This is a genomic window from Dickeya parazeae Ech586 (assembly GCF_000025065.1).
In the GTDB taxonomy this organism is placed as follows: domain Bacteria; phylum Pseudomonadota; class Gammaproteobacteria; order Enterobacterales; family Enterobacteriaceae; genus Dickeya; species Dickeya zeae.
In genome coordinates, this window is sequence record NC_013592.1 from 1,542,449 (window position 1) to 1,561,510 (window position 19,062).

The 19,062-nt window shown below is 57.1% G+C and carries 5 protein-coding genes; all 5 read left to right on the forward strand.

Annotated elements, in window-relative coordinates; translation table 11 throughout:
* Nucleotide 1 precedes the first annotated feature (1 nt).
* Nucleotides 2-6,916 carry a non-ribosomal peptide synthetase gene (locus tag DD586_RS06830; RefSeq protein WP_012884079.1) on the forward strand — a complete coding sequence of 2,305 codons (6,915 nt, stop codon included), beginning with the start codon at nt 2-4 and terminating at the stop codon, nt 6,914-6,916.
* 103 nt (nt 6,917-7,019) lie between these two features.
* Complete coding sequence (gene solG, locus DD586_RS06835) at nt 7,020-10,511, forward strand: solanimycin non-ribosomal peptide synthetase SolG (RefSeq protein ID WP_012884080.1); 3,492 nt, start codon at nt 7,020-7,022, stop codon at nt 10,509-10,511.
* Nucleotides 10,508-16,300 carry a non-ribosomal peptide synthetase gene (locus tag DD586_RS06840; RefSeq protein WP_012884081.1) on the forward strand — a complete coding sequence of 1,931 codons (5,793 nt, stop codon included), beginning with the start codon at nt 10,508-10,510 and terminating at the stop codon, nt 16,298-16,300. Before solG ends, DD586_RS06840 begins: the two co-directional genes overlap by 4 nt.
* Before the next feature lie 134 nt (nt 16,301-16,434).
* On the forward strand, nt 16,435-17,715 hold the full coding sequence (gene solI / locus DD586_RS06845) for a solanimycin biosynthesis cytochrome P450 SolI (protein WP_012884082.1): 1,281 nt from the start codon (nt 16,435-16,437) through the stop codon (nt 17,713-17,715).
* A 60-nt stretch (nt 17,716-17,775) separates the two neighbouring features.
* Nucleotides 17,776-19,041 carry a glycosyltransferase gene (locus DD586_RS06850; protein ID WP_012884083.1) on the forward strand — a complete coding sequence of 422 codons (1,266 nt, stop codon included), beginning with the start codon at nt 17,776-17,778 and terminating at the stop codon, nt 19,039-19,041.
* Nucleotides 19,042-19,062: the final 21 nt, after the last annotated feature.

A 19,062-nucleotide genomic window follows, 5' to 3' on the forward strand; every position in this document is an offset into this window, starting at 1 on the left:
GATGGTTATCACGCAGGAAAATATGCTCTTGTCGCGTAAGGAAACAGCTGTGGCGTATTGGCAGCATCATCTTACCGGCGCGCAAAGGACGGCGAACGCCAACTTTGTCAATACCACTGAGAGTGGGGAGGCGGCTTCCTCCCCTACGCAGGAGAATCGTGTGCTCGTTTCTCACGTTGGGCGGGCGCTGAATTCAGAATTACTGGCGCTGGTGCAGCGTGAATCCACCTCCTGGGAGGTGTTGCTGACCGCCGCATGGGCGCTGTTGTTGAGTAAGTACAGCGGTGAGGATGAGGTGCTGTTCGGCAAGCGCTTTGCCATCGGTGAGGCCGGGGACGTGTGTGCGTTGCCGTTGCGGTTGACGGTGGATGGCGGGCGCACGTTACATCAGTGGTTTCGTGATATCGCCGCCGTGTTTGAGCAGCATCGGCAACACGCCGGAATGCTGCCAGAGGCCTTATCGCAAGGCGTGGGCGGTTCCCCGGCGGCGTCGCTCTTTGAGTCACTGCTCAGTGTGCGTGACGAGCAATCCCCGGAACCGGAAAATCTGGATGAGTCTGCGCCGCTGCATCTTGTCGCGCACACCGGGGATAACCTGTTGCTGGCGTTGCATTACCGCGTGGGTGATATCAGCGATGCGGATGCGCATAACATTCTTGATCGCCTGCAACAACTGTTGGTGAGCGTTGGTCAGGGCGCTGAGCGCACGGTGGGGGCGCAGTCGCTGCTTAACAGTGCTGAAATTGAACGCGTTGTCCACGAATGGAATGCCACACAACTTGATGTGGCGCTGGATCGCTCACTGTATGCGTTGTTTGCCGAACAGGTGGCAGCCAGAAACGAGGCCACTGCCGTGGTGGCCGATGATGAACGCTTAAGCTATCGGCAACTCGCCGAGCGTGCCGGTCTTATCGCCGCAGGGCTGCGTCGTGTCGGTGTGACGAAAGGCGATCGCATCGTACTGAGTATGGATAAAACACCGAACCTGATTGCCGCCATGTTGGGCATCATCAGGCTGGGGGCGGCTTATGTGCCTGTCGCTCTGGATGCGCCGAGCGAACGTCGCGCGTTTATCATTAACGACGCGAAAGTGCGCTGGACGCTGACCAGCCGGGCCAATCAGTCTGATTTCAGTGACGATGAAAGCAGTACGCTGCTTTTTGTCGAGGACTATCTCCATCAGCAACCGCAGGGTGACTTGCGTGACGATACCGCGTTTGACGCTATCGACTCACACACCATTGCCTACGTTATCTATACCTCCGGCACGACCGGCACGCCAAAAGGTGTGGAGATCGCCCATCGCAGCCTGATTAACTTCTGTGCCTGGTGTGAACACATCGGTATTTTTAGCGTCGGGCAGCCGATTACCCAGTTCGCGCCTTATACCTTTGATGCGTCGGCGGGGGAAATTTTCGGTACGTTGACCCGCGGGTGTGAATTACATCTGCTGTCGAATGCGTTGATTCAGAATCCACCGGCGCTGATGAGCTACATGACGGCAAACGACATCCGTTTCTCGGCATTTCCGCCGCCATACCTTACGCACCTCGATCCGGCTTTGGTGCCACAAGGCATGACTATTTTGACCGCCGGTTCAGCGCCGACACTGGGGCTGATTGAACGCTGGAGTGAACGCTGTCGTTACATCAATGGCTATGGTCCGACAGAAACCACCATTATGTCGTCGGCGTGGATGCGTGGCTTTGAGAAAAGCCAGGATACGCGCCTGAGTATCGGACGGCCGATTGCCAACACCCGGATGTACGTTGTCGATCATTTTGGACAGCTTTGCGCGCCGGGGATGGCGGGCGAAATCTGGATCGGCGGTGAAGGTGTTGCGGTTGGGTACATGAACCGCCCTGAGCTGACGGCCCAGCAGTTTATCGACGACCCCTGGGTTGCCGGAGGCCGCGTCTACCGCACCGGTGATATCGGTCGCTGGTTTGATGATGGGCGTATCGAGTTCCTCGGTCGGCGCGATCACCAAATCAAATTGAGCGGATACCGCATCGAACTGGGGGAGATCGAGTCACGTATTACCGCACTGGAGCATATCAAAGACGCGACGGTTATCGGTATCACGCCGGATGGCGGCGAGGCGCGTTTGGTGGCCTATGTGGTACCCGAGGACGGTTACCACAGCGATGGCGCGATTACGCAATGGCGCGACGTTTTAGCCACGCAACTGCCCGGCTACATGATCCCGGCGGCATTTGTGGTGATGGCATCACTGCCGCTGACCGCTAATGGCAAGATTGACCGCAAAGCCTTGCCGTTACCGGATGATAACGCCTACGTGCAGCGTGACTTTGAAGCACCTCATGCCGGTATAGAAACCGTGCTGGCGCAGTTATGGCAGACCATACTGGGCGTGCATCAGGTCGGGCGGCAGGACAACTTCTTCGAGCTGGGTGGCCATTCGTTGATGGCGATGCAGTTGCAGGCGATGCTGCGTGAGCAGCAGTACTACACCGATGTGCCGACAATCTTCGCTCACCCGGTGCTGGCTGACCTGGCGCAACAGGTTCGCGATGAAGACGACGCCTCGCAGGCATGGGTGATGCCAGAAAATCAGGTGACGCCAGAAACCACCGCGCTTCACCCGGCGCTTTTCCCGCTGGTGTCGCTGTCGCAACAGCAGATAGACCAGATTGTGGCCCGGATACCGGGTGGTGTGGCCAATATTCAGGATATCTATGCACTGGCACCGCTGCAGGAAGGCATCCTCTTTCACCATCTGTTTGATGAAGCCGGAGACCCCTACCTGCAGTGTGGTCACCTGTCGTTTGCACACCGCGAGACGCTGGACCGCTACCTTGATGCTATTCAGTGCGTCATTGACCGCCATGATGTGTTGCGTACCGCTTTTATCTGGCAAGGGGTGGAAACGCCGGTACAGGTTGTGCTGCGTCATGCACGCTTGCACGTCACCACACTCAACCTGGACGCGCAGCAAGGCCCGGTGGTCGGGCAACTGCCTGTAGTCGATCAACTAAAAGCACAGTTCGATCCTCAAACCCATCGCATTGATCTCACGCAGCCGCCATTGCTTCGCATGGCGGTGGCTTACGACGACCAGCAGGCCCGCTGGGAAGCGCTGATGTATATCCATCATTTGGTGGATGACATCCCGTCGTTGCAGATTTTGCTCTCTGACATTCAAACGTTCCTGACTGGCAAGGGCGAGAGTTTGCCCGCGCCGGTACCGTTCCGTCATCACGTGGCGCGTTTGCAACACGGTCGTGATACGCAACAAGAACTGGCCTTTTTCCGTGACATGCTGTCGGACATCACCGAGCCGTCGGCCCCGTTTAATCTGCGTAACGGCCACCTCAACGGCCAGCGAATCCATGAGACCCGGCGTCCGCTGGCGGGCGCGCTGGGTGAACGGTTGCGGACACAGGCACGCCGTCTTGGCGTCAGTGTCAGTAGCCTGTGTCATGTGAGCTGGGCGCAGGTGCTGAGTGCTGCCTGTGGCAACGATACCGTGGTGTTCGGCACCGTGCTGTCAGGGCGTATGCATGGTGAAAACAGCGATAAAATCATGGGCCCGTGCATTAATACCTTGCCGCTGCGTATTGATGTCGGTGACGTCTCGGTCGTCGATGCGGTACGCCAGACCCATCAGCGCCTGACTGCGCTGATAAAGCATGAGCACACCACCTTGTCGCTGGCGCAACAAGGCAGCGGGATTGTGGCGCCGACGCCGATGTTCAGTACCGTCTTCAATTACCGGCGTAACCGCCCGACCGATGTGGACGTGTTAGGCGGGATCGAATTTGACGGCGTGGCATGGCACGGTTTTGACGAGCGTACCAACTATCCTATCTCCGTTTCGGTGGATGATGCGGACACCGGCTTTGATATTGGCATTCAGGTGGTGGAATCACTGTCGGGCGAGCGTATCTGGGGTTACTTCCAGCAGAGTATGCTGAGCCTGGTGACCGCGCTGGAAGCCGCCAGCATCGCGTCTTCTGCCGCCACGCCGTTGTATGAACTGACGGTGTTGCCGCCTGAAGAGCACCAGCAACTGCTGAAAACCGTGAACAACACGGCGCTGGCCTTCCCGGCGACCACGATGATTCACCAATTGTTTGAGCAGCAGGTGGTACAACAACCGCAGGCGCTGGCGTTGCAAATGGGCAATGTGCGTCTGAGCTATGCCGAATTGAATCAGCGGGCTAACCGTCTGGCTCACTACCTGATAGCGCAGGGGGTTGTGCCGGATACACGCGTCGCGTTATGTACTGAACGCTCGGAAACCATGCTCATCGCCTTACTGGCGATCCTCAAGGCGGGTGGCGCGTACGTGCCGCTTGACCCGGAATACCCGGCTACACGACTGGCGTATATTCTCGATGATGCCACACCGAAGGTACTGGTGGTCGACCGACGTGGACGTGAGGTCTTTGGGGAGCAGACAGGGCATTATGTCACCGTGGTGGATCTGGAGCGTGACTGTGCGCGCTGGGACGAACTGCCCGGTGGCAATCCGGAGGTGGCAACGCAGCATAGCCGACATTTGGCGTATGTGATTTACACCTCAGGGTCTACCGGCAAGCCGAAAGGGGTGATGGTTGAACATCGTCAGGTGGTCAACTTCCTTACCGGGATGCAGGAACTATTCCAACTGGGCACCCGCGATTGCCTGCTCTCTGTGACCAGTATCTCGTTTGATATCGCCGGGCTTGAGCTCTATTTGCCGCTGATGACCGGGGCATCGATTGTGCTGGCCAGCCGCACACAGGCGATGGATCCCCACGCGCTGCTGGCGCTGCTGCAAACCCTCAACATCACCATTATGCAGGCGACCCCCACCACCTGGCGCTTGCTGGTGGATGCTGACGCGACACCGCATAAACAGTTGAAGATTCTGTGCGGCGGTGAGGCGTTACCCAGCGATCTGGCCACACGCCTGCATGCCTTCGGCGAGTCCCTGTGGAACCTCTACGGGCCGACGGAAACCACGGTGTGGTCAACCTGTAATCGCGTGAATGCCGGGGATGTGACGCAATACAACCAGTCGATTGGTCGCCCGATTGCCAACACCCAGGTCTATCTGTTGGACAAGCATGGCAAACCGGTGCCGATGGGGGCTATCGGGGAGCTGTATATCGGCGGGGACGGGGTGGCCCGTGGTTACCATCAACGCCCTGAACTGACCGCCGAGCGCTTTATTCCCGATCCCTTCTCAACCGATTCGGCGGCACGCCTTTACCGAACCGGTGATTTCGCGCAACTGATGGACGATGGGCGGCTGGTGTTCCTCGGCCGTACCGACCACCAGTTGAAATTACGCGGGCACCGGATAGAGCTGGGGGAAATTGAAGCCCGGCTGTTGAGTCACCCGTCAGTGCGTGAAGCGGTGGTGGTCGCCAGAGAAGATATGTCCGGAGCGACCCGACTGGTGGCCTACGTGGTGCCCGGCCGCGGCGAAAAAGGCGAGCAGGAATCCGCTTCCCGCTCTGAACGCCTTGATTTCAGTCTGTTTTTATTCGGTGCACATACCGACGCCCAGCAAGGGTATCACTATTGCACCGAGGTGACGGAGTTCGGCGATTCGCACGGCTTTACCGCCGTCTGGACGCCGGAGCGTCACTTCCACGGCGTGGGTGGGTTGTTCGCTAATCCGGCGTTGTTAAGCGCGTCGCTGGCGGCCAGAACACGCCATATCCAGCTGCGTGCGGGCAGTGTGGTACTGCCGCTGCACGATGCACTCGGCGTGGCGGAAGACTGGTCGATAGTCGACAACCTGTCGAACGGCCGTATCGGTATCGGCATCGCGTCCGGCTGGAATCAGCGAGATTTTGTGCTGGCTCCGCAGCATTACGACGACCGCCGCGCGGTCATGCAGCACCGTATTGAGGAACTGAGAACGCTGTGGCAGGGCGGCAGCGTTTCTCGCTGGGATCACCACGGCAATGACATCGACGTCCAGATTTACCCGGCGCCGGTGCAAAAAGAATTGCCGATTTGGATAACGGCGGCGGGTGCGCCTGAAACCTTTGAGTATGCCGGGCGTAGTGGCGCGCATTTGTTGACCCACTTGCTCACGCAGAACATCGAAGGGCTGGCCCAGCATATCGCGATATACCGTGAGGCGCGTGAAAAAGCCGGCTTTGATCCTCGCACCGGCATCGTGACGGTGATGATTCACACCTATCTGGGAGAGAACCTGGACGAGGTACTGACACAGGCGAAAGGGCCGTTCCTCGGTTATCTGGAAGGTCATCTCAGCTTGCTGTCTGGGTGGCTTAAAGAACAGAACATCAACCTCGACACGCTGCCCAGTGAAGACAAACACCGCATCCTGGAGTTCGCGTTCAGGCGTTATACCCGTGAACTGTCGTTTATCGGTACGCCGGAATCCGCGCTGTCTGTGGCGGAAAATCTGCAGGAAGCCGGTGTCAACGAGGTGGCGTGTCTGATCGACTGGATTGTGCCTGAGAACACGTTAGCGGCGCTGGAACACGTGGCAACGCTCAAAGACATGGTGCAAAGCCACTTCAGCCGTAAGGCGCTGCGCAAGCACCTGCAGGATGCCTTGCCGGACTACATGGTGCCCGCGGCCTTTGTGACGCTCAAGGCGTTGCCGCTGACGCCGAACGGCAAGATAGACCGCAATGCGCTGGTCGCGCCGGATGAGATGTCGTTCGCCCGCCGCGCTTATGTGCCTCCTCAGGGGGAGATGGAAATCACGATGGCTTCTATCTGGGAAGAACTGCTCGGCGTCGAGCGGGTCGGCCGTCAGGATCATTTCTTCGAGCTGGGAGGTTATTCGTTGTTAGCCGTGCGTTTGATTGAGCAGTTGCGCCGCAGGGGGCTGAGCATCGAGATACGCACGCTGTTTGATACACCGGTTCTGGCAGACATTGCGGCCAGAACCATTGAACTGGCGGAGACTCGACTGTGAGCAGGCTGTTTCCCGTAGGTTGGCTGCATAGCCCTGGCTGTTTTGTTGCATTGCATTACGTCAAGCACCATCGACTACACGTTATGATCACGGAGGATAAAAAATGAGCGATTTCGAACAATTACTGGTGACCCTGGAAGAGGCAAAGATCTCGATATCGCTGGATAACGAGGACCTGGTTATTACCTCAGCCAAAGGTGCGCTCACCAGCGAGATTAAAAGTGCGCTACGCGAGCATAAAGCCACTATGGTGCATGCGCTGCGTAATGGGAAACGCCTGTCAAACGCGTTTGAAGTGGTGGTTCCTGAAAACAAAATTACGCCGCAAACCATGGCTATTACCCCTGAACTGCTGCCGCTTATCGACTTGACCCAAAAAGATATCGACCACGTGGTGGCACAGGTACCCGGCGGCGTGAGTAACATTCAGGATATCTACTCGCTGGCACCCTTGCAGGAAGGGATCCTGTTCCATCATATGCTGGCCAGCAAAGGCGACCCGTACCTGCAAACCGGGCAGATGACGTTTGATAGCCGTGAAAAAGTCGACAACTACCTTGCCGCGGTACAAAAGGTGGTCGATCGCCACGATATCATGCGTACCGGTTTTTACTGGGAAGGGGTATCGACACCGTGTCAGGTGGTTCAGCGTCAGGCGACACTGCATGTGCTGGATGTGGATCTGGACCCAGCCGATGGTCCGATCGCCGAACAACTGGCCGAACGCTTTGACCCATCACACTACAGCATCGATCTGGCTAAACCGCCGTTGTTGCATGCGTTTGTCGCCTATGACAAACGTAACGACCGCTGGGAAATGTTCCGCGTATTGCATCACCTGATCGATGACATTACCTCCGTGCTGATTTTGTCCGCCGAGATTCATACCTTCCTGGCGGGCCGTGGTCACACGCTGCCCCCGGCGCAGCCGTTCCGCCGCCTGATTGCACAGGTACGGCTTGGCAAGAGCCCGCAGGAACATGAACGCTATTTCCGCTCGACGCTGGGCGACATTGATGAACCTACCGCGCCTTACGGCCTGGTCAACATGCTGGATGACTTCGAGATAGTCGAAGTTAACCGCAAGGTACCCCAGCGTTTGAACGACAGCCTGCGTGCGCATGCGCGTCGTCTGGGGGTGAGCCTCGGCAGTATCTGCCATCTGGCCTGGGGGCAAGTGTTGTCCTGCGTGAGCGGTCAGGATTCGGTGGTCTTCGGGACTATCCTGTTTGGCCGTATGCATGCCGGTGATGGCGCGGACCAGATCATGGGGCCGTTCATTAACACGCTGCCTATCCGCCTGGATATGCAAGGTGCCAGCGTTGAGGAAAGCGTGCGTACCACCCACAAACGGCTGGCGGAATTGCTGAGTCATGAGCATGCCTCGCTGGCGCTGGCTCTGCGTTGCAGTGGCGTGAATAGTTCTACGCCGCTGTTCAACACCTTGTTTAACTATCGCCATAACCGCGAGTCGGAAAGCAATTCGCTGGATTTCGTGGTGCCGGAAGCCGACCAGTGGGATGGGTTTGAAGAGCGCACCACCTACCCGATCACGCTGTCGGTGGATGACTACGGCAACGCGCTGGGCCTGAATATTCAGGTGGTGGAGTCGCTGGACCCGGAACTGCTGTTCGCTTACACGCAACAAGCGCTTGAAAACATCTCCACGGCACTGGATAACGCGCCCACTACGCCGATGCAGCAGATTGATATTTTGCCGGCTGCAGAACGCAATTTGCTGTTGAAAGAGTGGAATAACACCGACAAGGTTTACCCGGCGGTTGCCTATACCCACCAGATGTTTGAAGAGCAGGTGAAACGGACTCCCTCGGCGACGGCGCTGCGCTTTGGCGACCGTGAACTGAGCTATGCCGAACTGAACGCCCTGTCTAACCAACTGGCGCACCATTTGCACCAGCAAGGGGTGAAACCTGATGACCGCGTAGCGATTTGTCTGGACCGCAGCATCGAGATGGTCGTAGGCCTGATGGGGATTATCAAAGCCGGTGGTGCGTATGTACCGCTTGACCCCGATTACCCGCAGGAACGTCTGGCCTACATTTTGCAGGATTCCGCGCCGAAACTGTTGCTGCTCGACAAACGTGGCCGGGAAGTGACCGCTGAGCTTGATACTTCCGGTATCGTCACGCTGGAGCTGGATGCCGCGTCTTTGGCGGATTCTGCCTTGTCGAAGGAGTCGCTGTCGCCTGCTGAACTGGGCCTGACATCGCGCAATCTTGCCTACGTGATTTACACCTCCGGCTCAACCGGTAAACCGAAAGGCGTAGAAAACGAACACCGTGGTCTGATCAACCGTTTGCAGTGGATGCAAGACGCCTATCAGCTCGACAGCAGCGATGCCGTATTGCAAAAAACCACCTTCAGCTTTGACGTATCGGTGTGGGAGTTCTTCTGGCCGCTTTCCGTTGGTGCAACGCTGGTCATGGCTCCTCCGGGCGCACACAAAGACACCCAGGCGTTGGCTGAGGTGATTCAGGCCAACAACATCACTACCATGCACTTTGTGCCGTCGATGCTGAACCTGTTCCTGGCAAACGACAGCGTGGCGGCTTGCCGTTCACTGCGCCGTATTGTGTGCAGCGGTGAGGCGCTCAGTTCCGCCAGTGTGGCCCGTTGCTACAAACTGCTGCCGGACACGGCGGTACATAACCTGTACGGACCGACCGAAGCGGCGATCGACGTGACGGCGTGGACCTGTCCGAAAAACTTGCCTGAAACCGCCACCGTACCGATTGGTCGTCCTATCGCTAATCTGCGTATCTATTTGCTGGACCAGCACCTGCGTCCGGTACCGCGTGGCGTCGTCGGCGAGCTGTATATCGGTGGGGTCGGTGTCGCGCGTGGGTACCTCAACCGTCCTGATCTGACGGCGGAACGCTTCGTGCACGACCCGTTTGCCGCCAACGCCGATGCGCGGATGTACCGTACCGGTGACGTGGCGCGCTATCTGTCGGACGGCGATATCGAGTACCTGGGGCGTAACGATAATCAGGTCAAGATTCGTGGTTTCCGTATCGAGTTGGGCGAAATCGACGCGGAACTGCTCAAACAGCCGTCTATCGGTGATGCCGTCGTCGTGGCCCGTGCGGATGCCCAGGGTGATCTGCGTCTGGTGGCCTACGTGGTGCTGAGCGCAGAAGGTCAGGCTGATGGGGTGAGCACGTCTGAACATATCGCCCAGTGGCGTAGCAGCCTGGCGGCACAGCTGCCGGAATACATGGTGCCTGCGGCATTCGTCACGCTGGAACAACTGCCGCTGACCGCCAATGGCAAGCTCGATCGCAAAGCGTTACCGCAGCCGGATGACTCGTCGTTCTCCCGTCGTGCTTATGAAGCCCCACAGGGTGACATTGAAATCGCGATGGCGGAACTGTGGCAGGAACTGCTGGGTGTCGAACGCATCGGACGTCACGACAACTTCTTTGAGTTGGGCGGGCATTCACTGTTGGCGGTGCAACTGATGGAACACCTGCGCCAGCGCGATTTGAGCACCGAGATCCGTGCCCTGTTCGATAGCCCGACGTTGGCGGAACTGTCCGCTCGTACCATTGAACTCGACGAGATGAGATTATGACCGATTTTGATGACATGTTGCAGATACTGGATCAGGCCAACATCGCCTTATCACTTGACGGTGATGCACTGGTCATCAAGGCAGCAAAGGGGTCGTTGACCCCTGATATCAAAGCGGCGTTGCGGGAGCACAAAGCGGCTCTCGTTGACGCCCTGCGCCAGGGAAGAGCGCTCTCCTCGCAAGACGGGAGTGGTGGTTCAAGGGTGCCGGCGAACCTGATCACGCCGCAGACGACCCACCTGACGCCAGATATGTTGCCGTTGATCGAGCTGACCCAGGAAGATATTGCGCATATTGTGGCCAATGTGCCGGGTGGCGTGGCGAATGTGCAGGATATCTATGCATTGACGCCGTTGCAGGAAGGGATCCTCTTTTTGCACCAACTGAGCGAAAAAGGGGACCCGTACCTGCAGTTTGCCCGCATTTCGTTGGCTAACCGTGAGGTGATGACGCGCTATATCGAGGCGGTTCAACAGACCGTGGATCGGCACGACATTTTGCGTACCGCTTTTTTCTCGCACGGGGTATCGCGTACCGCGCAGGTGGTGCTGCGTCATGCGCCAGTGCAGGTGACGGAAATTGAGCTTGATCCAGCCAATGGCCCCATCATGGCGCAATTGGTGGAGCGCTATAACCCCGCGCACTACCGTATTGACCTGACCCGGGCACCGTTGCTGAGTTTGTATACCGCGCATGACCCGCAAAGCGGGCGTTTTGAGATGTTGATGCTGTTGCATCACCTGATCGACGATATCGCCTCGTTGCAGATCATGATCCGTGATATTCGCGCCTTCCTGATGGGACAGGGGCAGTCATTGCCAGCACCGCAACCGTTCCGCCGGTTAATTGCCAGTGTGCGCAACGGGACGACGCAGGCGGAGCACGAGCAATTCTTCCAGCAGATGCTGGGTGATATTGATGAGCCGACGCTGGCATTCGGTATGTCGACCGGCACGGCGGATAACACTGGGGTGGCGGAGCTACGCCAGAATGTCGAGCCGGCTGTCGTCGCCCGTTTGCGTGCGCAGGCGCGCCGTCTTGGCGTTAGCATGGGCAGCCTCTGCCATCTGGTGTGGGGACAGGTGATGGCGCGTGCCAGCGACAGTGATACTGTCGTGTTCGGCACCATCCTGCTCGGCCGTTTGCAGGCCGGGGAAGGGGCCGACCAGATCATGGGGCCGTTCATTAACACACTGCCGATTCGCCTTGATTTGGGCGACGTCGGTGTGGAAGAGAGTGTCCGTCAAACGCACAAACGTCTGGCGGCATTACTGGGTCATGAACACGCCTCACTCAGTCTGGCTCAGCGCTGTAGCGGAATTGCACCGCCAACCCCGTTGTTCAATGTGTTATTCAACTACCGTCATAACCAGCAGTCTGAAGACGAAAGCGTGGATACCACTGGTGAGCGTGATGAGGTGGAATGGCACGGTTTTGAGGAGCATACCGACTATCCGCTGACCGTATCGGTGGATGATTTTGGCGAAACGCTGCGTATGAGTGTGCTGGCTGCACCATCGTTGTCGGCACAACGGATTGCAGGGTATTTCCAGCAGGCGATGAAAAGCCTGGCTGATGCGCTGGATAACGCGCCGGCAACACCGATGCATGCGCTGGATATTCTCCCGCCTGACGAACGCACCCAACTGCTGGTTGACTGGAACGCCACGACGGTACCGTATCCGGCGAATACGCCGGTTCATCGTCTGTTCGAGCAGCAGGTAGCGCACAGTCCACATGCGATAGCGGTCATCGAAGGTGACGCACAGATTAGCTATTGCAGCCTCAATCAGTGTGCTAACCGACTGGCGCAGGTGCTGGTTGCCCGTGGTGTAAAACCCGGTGACGTAGTGGCCTTGTTGCTGCCGCGTGGCAGTGCCTTGCTGGCGGCGACGATTGGCATACTCAAGGTGGGAGCGACTTACGTGCCGCTGGATCCGCAGGCACCGCAAGAGCGTGTGCGGTGGGTTATTGAGGATTGCTCCGCCCGGTTTTTGGTCAGTGATGCACATCAGGCGCTGGCGACGGATGCCTTCGTGCCCGCTATCGATGGCACCGTCATTGATATCACCGTCATTGATATCAACAGTGACGAAGTGATGCAGGCGAGTGATGACGAGGTCAATGTGCAGGTTTCTGCCAACGCCCCGGCCTATATCATTTACACCTCCGGCTCCACCGGGATACCGAAAGGCGTGATGGTGCCGCATTACGCCATCAATCGGCTGGTGATAAACAGCGGCGTTGGTGTGTTTGCGCCGGGCGATCGTATGGCGCTGGCAGCCAATACCGCCTTTGACGCCAGTACGCTGGAAATATGGGGGCCGCTGCTCAATGGCGGCACCTGTGTGGTTATCGATCAGGATACCCTGCTTACCCCAGCCCGGCTGGTGCGCACACTGCATTCTCAGCGTGTGAGCCAAATGTGGCTGACGGTGGGGCTGTTCAACCAGCTTTATACCGAACTGACGCCGGTTCTCGCACAGTTCACCGCGCTGTTTATCGGCGGGGATGCGCTTGATCCCAACATCATTGCACAGGTACGGCGTGCGGTTCCTTCAGTGAAACTGGTCAATGGTTACGGCCCGACGGAAACCACCACCTTCGCCACCACCTACCCGATCAATGAACTGACGGATACCGCCAGTAGCATTCCTATCGGACGGCCTATCGGCAATACCCGGCTCTATGTGCTGGATAAACACCAGCATCCGGTGCCAGTCGGTGCGGTCGGCGAGTTGTACATCGGTGGGGATGGCGTTGCGCTTGGCTATCTGAACCGGGAAGATTTAACCGCCGAGCGTTTCATCGCCGACCCGTTTGTCGATGACCCGCACGCCCGGCTGTATCGTACCGGCGATCTGGTGCGTTATCAGGACGACGGTAACGTGCTGTTTATCGGGCGTAACGATCAACAGGTCAAGTTGCGTGGTTTCCGTATCGAACTGGGCGAGATAGAAGCGCGCCTGGCTGAACATCCGCACGTCGAGAAAGCCCTGGTGCTGGCGGTGGATAATGGCAGCGGCAAGCGTCTGGTGGCTTACGTTGTAGGGGAAGGGCTAGCGGCAGCAGCATCGACATTCTCTGAATCAGCGGTGCAGGATTATCTTGGTCAACGCTTGCCTGATTACATGGTGCCTTCACGGATTGTTGCGCTGTCACAGTTCCCTCTGACAGCTAACGGAAAAGTGGATCGCAAAGCGCTGCCTGCGGTGGAATTTAGCGATACTGCGGTCTATCGGGCACCGCGTAATACGCGCGAAGCGGTGCTGTGCGAGCTGTATGCCGAATTGCTCCAGCAGCCGCAAATCGGCATTGACGATGACTTCTTTGCGCTGGGTGGGCACTCCATTCTGGCTACTGGATTAATCGCCCGTATCCGTGGTCGATTGGGGATTGAGCTGCCGGTGCGGTTACTGTTTGAGAACCCGACGGTGGTGAAACTGGCGAAACAGCTTGATGAGCACGTCAAAGTGCGCAAACCGTTGACCCGCGTGGAACCGCGACCGGATCCGCTGCCTATCTCTTACAGCCAACAGTTGATGTGGGTGGGGCATACTGTCCGTGGCGGTTCGTCACTCAATACACCGATTGTGGTCTCGCTTGAAGGCGAGCTGGATGTGGTCGCGTTAACGGCCACGTTGTACGACCTGGTGGAACGGCATGAACCGCTGCGCACCCGGTTTGCGGTGGTGGACGGCCAGTCGGTTCAGGTCATCGAGCCCTTTGCTCAGGTTCATCTCGATATCCCGTATACGCACGTGGAAGCCGAGCAGGTACCACAGGCGGTGTTTACGGCGATTACCTCGCTATTCGACCTGTCGACAGATTTGCCGTTCCGTCCGTCAATACTGCGGGTTGGGCCGCAAAAACATATTCTGGTGCTGCTATTTCACCATATTGCCTGTGACGCCTTTTCACTGGCACCGCTGACGCGGGATCTCACCCTGGCCTACAAGGCGCGTCTTGCCGGTCATGCACCGCAGTTTACGCCGCTGCCTGTTCAGTATGCCGACTATGCGGTGTGGCACCACGAGCTGCTCGGTGACCCCGACGATGCGAACAGCCTGTATGCGGAACAACTGGCGTATTGGAAAAACACCCTTGCAGGGGTACCGCAAACGCTGGCGCTGCCGCAAGACTACCCACGCCCGGCTAAACCCAGCTATCGTGGCGAACTGGTGCCGTTGCAGATCAATGTCGATTTACATCAGCGGCTGAACGAGCTGGCTCGTGAGCGCAACATGACGCTGTCGATGGTATTGCAGGCGGCACTCGGCATCTATTACACCCAGCTTGGTGCAGGCACCGATATTCCGCTGGGCGCGATTTCAGCCGGTCGCAGCGATGAAGCGCTACATAACCTGGTGGGGTGCTTCCTGACGCAGTGGGTGATGCGTGTTGATACCTCCGGCGAACCCACCGTGAATGAGGTGCTCGCACGGGTGCGCGCGCAGGCACTCAGTTCGTATGGGCATCAGGATATTCCTTACCTGAAACTGGTCAGTGAGTTGCTGCCGGAGCGCCCATTGTCTCACTACCCGCTGTACCAGACCATGATGATCCTGCAAAACACGCCATCGGAAACCCTCAACGTTCCGGGGTTGAACGCGCGGCTTTATCCCGTGCACAGCGGGCACTCCAAGTGGGATCTCTATTTCACGCTGTATGAAGAATACAGCGAGACGGGGGAACCGCTGGGGCTGGCGGGCATTCTGGAGTATGCCGTCGATCTGTTCCGTCGTGAAACCGCCGAGCGTATGGCCGCAGGTTATCTCGCGATGCTAGAGGCGGTGGTCGCCAATCCGAACGCGCCTATTCATCAGCTGGCTACGCCTGATCAGGCAAAACCGGTGGGGATGGCCGCGCGCGTGGGGGCATTACCGGTGGTGGGCATGGCGGCTGATGATTTCAAGCCACTTATCACCTTACAGAAGGGCGATAGCACCAGCATCCCGCTGTTTTGTGTGCCAGGGGCCGGGGCGAGCGTGACGGATTTCCTGCCTTTCATACAGGCGTTGCCCCAACAGCAGACGGTCTATGGGTTAATGCCGAAAGGGGGGGATGGGGCTGGTGAACCGGACCCTTCAGTAGAAGCGGCGGCGTTGCGTAACCTTATGGCGCTTCATCAGGCAGGTATCGGTGAGAAGACGCCGATTCATCTGCTGGGTCACTCTTTTGGTGGACAGGTGGCGTTCGACATGGCGAGTCGGCTGGAGGCACAAGGCAGTGTGGTGGCGTCGTTGACGATCATCGACTCCGAAGCTCCCTTGGGCCGCAAAGCATCATCAGTGACGCCGAGCCAGGCCGAATGTATGCGCGAGTATGTTGAGAGTATCGGATTCACGCTGGAGATGGCGCTGGAAATAGACGAATCGCTTTATGTCCGTCATGACATTGAGCAGATGTTGTCGGCCGTACATCAACACCTGAGTCGTGCAGGGAAGATCCCGGCCAACTCGTCTCCCCGGTTACTGCAAGGTCCGTGGCAAACCTTTTATGCCGCCAGACAAACACAGTATCGACCGACAGCGCGTTACCACGGTGCGGTGAACCTGATTCAGGTACGTGACCCCTGGAAACAGCCTGATGCGGATAGTCAGCGTCGACAGGACGATGCGGCAGGATGGGCCTACTGGGTAGACAAACTTGAAACCATCGCCGGGCCAGCACAGCACTTTACGGTGTTGAAGGCGCCGCATGTGACTGAGCTGGCGCGCGGGTGGCTCCAGTTTGCGCAGTCTGTGCAGGCCGATAGCGCCAAAACTGTTGCGGTGAACGGCGGGTAAACGCATAGCGTGGCTCGTCCCCGGGTTGCAGAAGGGCAGGGTTGGCTTTTCCTGCAACCCGGTGCTACCGCACTGTCGATGAAAACGTGGATGGTGTGGTAGTACGCTTACAACAATGTAATGAGTGGATGAAAATGACTAAACAATTACAGGATGTGGTTGAGGATGTGAATGCGATCCCATTGGATAAAATTAATCCAGCACGTCGGGATCGCTTTGCAAATGGAACGGAACTGGCGGTGTTTGAGCGTCTCAGAGGCGAAGACCCGGTACATTTCACGCCGGAAAGCGAGTTTGGACCTTACTGGTCGGTTACCCTGTGGGATGACATCCGCACGGTAGGCAGCAATCATCGCGATTTCACTTCCACGCAGAATATCGATCTGAAAACGCTCGAAGAGAAAGACAGACTGGAAACCGCGCTGCAAGCACTGGGTCACGAGCGTCGCAAGAACGTGGGTTTCATTACGATGGACCCCCCTGAGCACACCAAACACCGCAAGGCGGTGACCCCGGCGGTAGCGCCCTCCAGCCTGTCGAAAATGGCACCGGTAATGCGCGAACGCGCCGGCATGATTATCGATAACCTGCCGATTGGCGAACCCTTTGACTGGGTGGACAGGGTCTCTAAAGAAATGACGGCCACCGTACTGGCAACGCTGCTCGATTTCCCTTTTGAAGATCGCCGTAAACTGACCTATTGGTCTGACGTGCTGATGTTCGAACCGGGACATGGCCCGGTGACCAGTTGGGAGCAAAAAGCGGAAGAAACGGTGAAGTGCTATCAGGTGTTTGAAGAACTGTGGGAAAAACGCCGTAATGCACCGCCCAGTTACGACCTGATCTCCGTATTGGCGCATCATCCCGACACCCGCGATATGACCCTGGAGCAGTACCGCGGCACTATTGTGCTGCTGATTATCGGTGGTAACGATACGACGCGTAATACCATTTCAAGCAGCCTGTACCTGCTGAATAAATACCCGCAGGAGTTTGCCAAGCTCAAGGCCGACCCCAAACTGGTGATGCCGATGGTGTCGGAAACACTGCGTTTTTACCCGCCCGTCAATTTTATGAGCCGTGTGGCTAACCGAGACGTTGAGCTTAATGGCAAAACCATCAAAGCAGGCGACCGCGTGGTGATGTGGTATGCGTCCGGTAACCGTGATGGCTCGGTGATTGATGAGCCGGATGTTTTCAATATCGATCGTGAACGCTCACGCCGACACCTCTCCTTTGGTGTGGGTATTCATACCTGTATCGGTAGCCGACTGGCTGAAATGCAACTGACGATTGTCTGGGAAGAGATTCTCAAGCGTTTTTCCAGAATAGACGTGCTGGAAGAGCCTGAGCGCAATTACTCAAACTTTTTGCATGGTTTTGACAGCCTGAACGTCATCATCCACAAAGACTGAGTATCCGGGGCAATAAGTGGAACGAGTGCTGAAATATTACGATTGTGAGGTGCGCAATAGATGAAAATATCTATTTTTACCGCTGGCTCAATGGGAGATATACGGCCGTTTATCGTTCTGGGTAAAGCACTTCAGCAGATGGGGCATGAGTGCTCCATCATGTCGGGGGAACGAAATGAGAAAATCGTTACCGATGAAGGACTGGGATATCACACATGGAGTCTCGATCTCCCAGAGGCCAGAAAGATTGAACAAGAACTGATGGATGGTGAATCGTCGTATAAGAACGCGAAAAAAATGTCGGGGGTCGTTGACCAACTGATGTCGCTGTGGGTCGAGCAGGCTATCAAGGCCGCCAGTCATAGTCGCCTGATTATTGCGGCTAATCAGGCGGTACCGTTGGCCATCTCCATCGGTGAAAAGCTCGATATTCCTGTCGTGACCGTTTACTTCGCGCCATTGACGCCATCGAGTTCGATTCCGCCGTTTTTCCTGAAAAAAATAATCAGGCTGCCAGGGCCGATTAATCTCGCGGTATGGAAGCTGCTGCGCATCATCATGTGGCGTTTTGTGGCGAAGTCTTTTAGTGCCTGTCGCACCCGTCTTGGTCTGCCAACGTGGAGCTGGTTTGGCCCCTGGTCTGATAAAAGCAACCAAACCAGAAAAATTATCTATGCGTTTAGCCCACATGTGGTGCCACGGCCACCAGAATGGTCAGAGGACATCGTTAAGATAACCGGCAGTTGGTTTGGCGATATTCAGTCAATGCAGTCGGTATCGCCGACGCTGGAGCAGTTTATCGCCGAGGGTGCGCCGCCGGTCTATATCGGGTTTGGCAGCATGAACAGTACCGATCCCGAAGGGCTGACAAACAAAATTATCAATGTCATTAAACGGTTAAGTGTGCGAGCCGTCATTATGAGCGGTGGCGGGGCTATCAAAACGGACATGATTGTCGCGGCTAATCTGCCCGGGGTTATTTGTGTCGAACACGTATCGCATGAATGGTTATTCCCACGGGTGAGAACCGTTTTCCATCACGGTGGCAGTGGGACGGTGGCGGCGGCGCTAAAAGCGGGAACGCCTCAGGTGATTATGCCGTTTATTTACGACCAGTTTTATTGGGCATGGCGGCTGGAGGCACTGGGAAGCAGTGGCGGCAGCCTTGACCTGAAACGTTCTGGCGAAGATGACATCGAACAGGCGCTTAACCGGAGTTTTTCTTCCGCCGTCAGGGAGCGAGCCAGGGTACTTGGACAACAAGTTCGCCAGGAGCGCGGGGTAGAGAACACGATATCTGAATTGCAGTGCTGGGGGTTACTGTGACATAGCGAGGTCAGGTGGTGA

Excerpts from the sequence above, each read along its gene's own strand:
- DD586_RS06830 (WP_012884079.1), top strand. The coding sequence starts at position 2 with ATGGTTATCACGCAGGAAAATATGCTCTTGTCGCGTAAGGAAACAGCT.
- solG (WP_012884080.1), top strand. The coding sequence starts at position 7,020 with ATGAGCGATTTCGAACAATTACTGGTGACCCTGGAAGAGGCAAAGATC.
- DD586_RS06840 (WP_012884081.1), top strand. The coding sequence starts at position 10,508 with ATGACCGATTTTGATGACATGTTGCAGATACTGGATCAGGCCAACATC.
- solI (WP_012884082.1), top strand. The coding sequence starts at position 16,435 with ATGACTAAACAATTACAGGATGTGGTTGAGGATGTGAATGCGATCCCA.
- DD586_RS06850 (WP_012884083.1), top strand. The coding sequence starts at position 17,776 with ATGAAAATATCTATTTTTACCGCTGGCTCAATGGGAGATATACGGCCG.